At 64.0% G+C, this 3,927-nt stretch carries 5 protein-coding genes; all 5 read right to left on the bottom strand.

What is annotated here, in order from left to right:
- On the bottom strand, positions 1-778 hold a 778-nt coding region (locus KAZ48_11225), incomplete at its 3' end, for a glycogen/starch/alpha-glucan phosphorylase (protein MBP7973360.1).
- A gap of 152 nt (positions 779-930) precedes the next feature.
- A complete protein-coding gene (locus KAZ48_11220) occupies positions 931-1,416 on the bottom strand; it encodes an amino-acid N-acetyltransferase (protein MBP7973359.1) in 486 nt (161 codons plus the stop codon).
- 34 nt (positions 1,417-1,450) lie between these two features.
- Positions 1,451-2,209: a type III pantothenate kinase gene (locus tag KAZ48_11215; protein MBP7973358.1), complete on the bottom strand. Its 759-nt coding sequence runs from the start codon at positions 2,207-2,209 to the stop codon at positions 1,451-1,453.
- Between the two features lie 41 nt (positions 2,210-2,250).
- Positions 2,251-3,138: a carboxylating nicotinate-nucleotide diphosphorylase gene (locus KAZ48_11210; GenBank protein ID MBP7973357.1), complete on the bottom strand. Its 888-nt coding sequence runs from the start codon at positions 3,136-3,138 to the stop codon at positions 2,251-2,253.
- A 77-nt stretch (positions 3,139-3,215) separates the two neighbouring features.
- The coding region (locus tag KAZ48_11205) for an FAD-binding protein (protein ID MBP7973356.1) at positions 3,216-3,927 on the bottom strand (712 nt) is incomplete at its 5' end.

The raw sequence follows: 3,927 nt of genomic DNA, 5'->3' as shown, positions 1-3,927 counted from the left end.
GCTCGTAGTCGCCGGCATTGAAGATCTCGAGGTTGAACTCATCCGGGGCCTTGGCCGACCAGAGGCGCAGCGTGTTGACCGCACCATCGCCGTACCCGGGCACCAGATAGTTGTAGGGCACAGCATTGACGAAGCGGTCCGGCGTCCACGTGCTGCGGGCGACGCCCTGGTCATCGACCCGGTGCTCGACGTGACCTCCGAAACCGATCTCCTGGGTCATTTCCGGGTGAGCAAACTCCCACGGATTCCCCATTGCCAGCCAGGTGTCGGGCACCTCGACCTGGCGACCGTCAACGAACGTCTGCCGGAAGATGCCGTATTCGTAGCGAATCCCGTACCCGATCGCGGGAATCCGCATGGTTGCCAGCGAATCGATGTAGCACGCCGCCAGGCGACCGAGACCGCCGTTGCCGAGTCCCGGTTCGGGTTCAGCGGCCGCGAGCACATCCAGGTCCAGGCCGAGCGTGGACAACCCCTCGCGCACCACGTCCTGCAGTCCCCGTGCGACCAGCGCGTTGATCAGTTGCGGCCCGAGCAGATACTCCGCCGACAGGTAGGCGACGGCCTTGGGAGCCTCATCGATGTCCCGGGACAGCCTGGTCAGCCAGTCGTCCATCAAATAGCGGCGCGTCAGGCGCGCGAGAGCCTGGTACTGGTCATTGACCGTTGCCCGACGCAGGTCGATGCCCTGGCCGTGCCACAACTGCTCCAGAAAACCCTGCGCGATCTGCTCAGGCGATGGTGCGGCCTTGGTTACGTGCTGGTCTGCCAGTGTCACGGCGCTACGCCCTCGCTTGGTTTCGGTCAGGAATTGGCAAGTCTGCCGCAAAAGTGTCGGTCGTGTTCACTTCCACCACTCTTGCACTCCAGGGTGATCCGACGCGGCAGCCAGAAACCGCGACGTTGTGAGGGCCGCCGATTCTGTGCGGGTCAGAGGATGAGCAGCATTCGGGTGTTGCCCAGCGTGTTGGGTTTGACCCGCTCGAGGTCGAGGAACTCGGCAACACCCTCGTCGTAGGACTTCTTGAGTTGCTCGAAAACCTCATGGGTGACCGGCGTCCCGTCGATTTCGGAGAATCCGAATCGTTGAAAGAACTCAACCTCGAAGGTCAGCACGAATACCCGCTTGACGCCAATGTCGTTGGCCCGAGCGAGCAGGGCGCACAGCATTGCCGACCCGACGCCCTTGCCCAATGAATCCGGGGCGACCGCCAGCGTGCGGACCTCGGCCAAGTCCTCCCACATCACATGTAGGGCGCCGCATCCGACCACGCGACCATCAATGTCGGCCACCAGAAACTCAGGCACGTCTTCGTAAAGGGCTACGGTCGCTTTGCTCAACAACCTGCGATCGGGCGAGAACGTATCCACCAGGCGCCGAATGGTTGCCACGTCAGTCGTGCGGGCGGGGCGGATCACCACCTGGCCAAGCCGCGAATCGACGAGTGAATCAGGCATTCTTCTCAAACACCAGTCGCAAACCGATGAGAGTCAGGAATGGCTCGTGGTCAGTGATCGTGCTGGCTTCATCGAGCACCACTTTGGACAACCCACCGGTGGCAACCACGGCCGTCACCTCGCCACCGAGTTCCTCGATGATCCGGCTGACCACACCGTCAACCTGACCGGCAAATCCGTACACCGACCCGGATTGCAGCGACTCCACGGTGTTCTTGCCGATGACCGAGCGCGGGCGTACGAGTTCGACTTTGCGAAGCTGCGCAGCGCGTTGGGCAAGAGCATCGACGGAGATCTCGATGCCGGCGGCCAGGGCGCCACCCAGGAACTCGCCTCGCTCGGAGATGACATCGAAGTTGGTCGACGTTCCGAAGTCGACCACGATGCACGGTCCGCCGTAGAGGTGAAAAGCGGCAAGCGTGTTCATGATCCGGTCGGTGCCCACCTCTTTCGGATTGTCGGTGTGTACCCCGACTCCGGTCTTGACTCCGGGTTCCACAACCACCGTCGGAACGCCTGAGTAGTAGCGCTCCAACATCCCTCGCATCTCGCGCAGCGCCGCTGGAACGGTGGAACACAACGCGACACCGGTGATCGGCGGGTCAGCTGCGAGTAGACCGCGGAACGTCAACGCGATCTCGTCGCCAGTGGACCGGGCATCGGTCTTGGTGCGGTAGGAACGCGCGAGTTCTTCGCCGTCGAACAGGCCGATGTCGGTGTTGGTGTTCCCGACGTCAATTGTGAGTAGCACGGCTCAATGATCCCCGATGCGCAGATGACTTTCGACTTGGCCTATACCGATCGCAGATCGGCGCCAATGTCCAGGCTGGGCGCCGAGTGGGTCAACGCCCCGACCGCTACGTAGTCGACGCCGGTGGCACCTACGGCGGCGGCATCGCTGAGCCGCAGCCCACCCGATGCCTCGAGTTTGGCGCGACCGCCGACGCGATTGACGGCCTCAGCCATCTGGTCGACCGTGAAGTTGTCGAGCAGGACGAGTTGGGCACCGGCGTCCACGACCTCATCGAGTTGATCCAACGAATCGACCTCGACCTCGACCGGAATGCCTGGGAACGCTGATCGAACCGCATCGAACGCTGCGGCGACGCCACCGGCAGCAACCACATGGTTGTCCTTGACCAACGCCGCATCGCAAAGTGACATCCGATGATTGACGCCCCCACCGCAACGCACCGCGTACTTCTCCAGCGATCGCAGCAACGGCATCGTCTTGCGGGTATCGCGGACCTGGGTGGGACCCTCGCCCAGAGCAGTCGCCCAGGCATGGGTCGCGGTCGCAACGCCGGACAGGTGCCCCAGCAGATTGAGGGCCGTCCGCTCAGCGGTCAACAGGTCACGCGTACTTCCAGTCGCGCTGAACACCACCGTCCCCGGACCAACGACCGAGCCGTCATCGACTCGGGTCTGGCAATCGATCGGCTCACCGGACTCGGCCACCACCTCGAAGACCAATCTGGCAACGGGAACACCGGCGACGACCCCATCGGCACGGCTGACCAGATCCAACACGCTGCGGTGTTCGGCGGGTATCGTCGCGACGGTCGTGACGTCCACGCCACCGGCCAAATCCTCGGCCACCGTGGCGCGAATCAACGCCTCAACCTCGTCAGGGTCGAGGCCGACTTGGGCCACCGCGAAGCGTGCGTCCTGCACAGTCATCGAATTCCTCCGGGTCTCATGGGTTTGCGGTGAGGGTGCGCACGAGTAGCCGCCTCACCGGTCATGCGCTTGCGCGATCACTGTGAAACCTCGCGGAACGTCACTGCGACCTCACCGTCGGGCTGGCGCGCCGACACGATCCGCACCCGCCAGCGGTCGTCGTCTACGTCGGGGAAGTCCTCCCGCCAGTGCGAACCGCGCGTCTCTTCCCGCAGTCCGGCCGCCCGGGCCAGCACGGCAGCTGTCATCGCGATGTTGGTCGTCTCCCACGCTTCGGTGAACGGTGAACCGTCGCCCTGTGCGATCACCTTGTCGATCGTGGTTGTTGCGGTACCGATCGACGTGGCGGTTCGCAGCACTCCGACCCCTTCCGTCATGGCCTGCTGGATGGTGGTCCGGTCGTCCGCTTCCGCCAGCAGGGTGGGGCCAGCGGGTTCCAACGGCTCGCGCCGATCGGGCAGCCCCGCGGACAGCGTCGAGCCGACCCGGTCGGCAAAGACCAACCCCTCCAGCAGACTGTTGCTGGCCAACCGATTCGCTCCGTGGACCCCAGTGCACGCGCACTCGCCAACCGCGAAGAGTCCCGGGATACTCGTCCGACCATTGAGGTCGGTGGCCAGCCCACCCGACGCGTAATGCTGTGCCGGTACAACCGGGATCGGCTCGGTGGTGGGATCAATTCCGTTGCGAAGGCAGGACTCCAGAATTGTGGGGAAGCGCCGCTGCCAAGTCGCGGCCGGAAACGCGGTGGCATCCAGCCACACATGTTCGGTCTCGGTCTCCCGCATC

It is taken from the genome of Candidatus Nanopelagicales bacterium, from assembly GCA_018003655.1.
Taxonomy (GTDB): Bacteria; Actinomycetota; Actinomycetes; order S36-B12; family UBA10799; genus JAGNDY01.
The sequence above is the reverse complement of the archived record's forward strand: the minus strand, read 5'-3'. Positions and strand labels throughout refer to the sequence as shown.

Excerpts from the sequence above, each read along its gene's own strand:
- KAZ48_11210 (MBP7973357.1), bottom strand. The coding sequence starts at position 3,138 with ATGACTGTGCAGGACGCACGCTTCGCGGTGGCCCAAGTCGGCCTCGAC.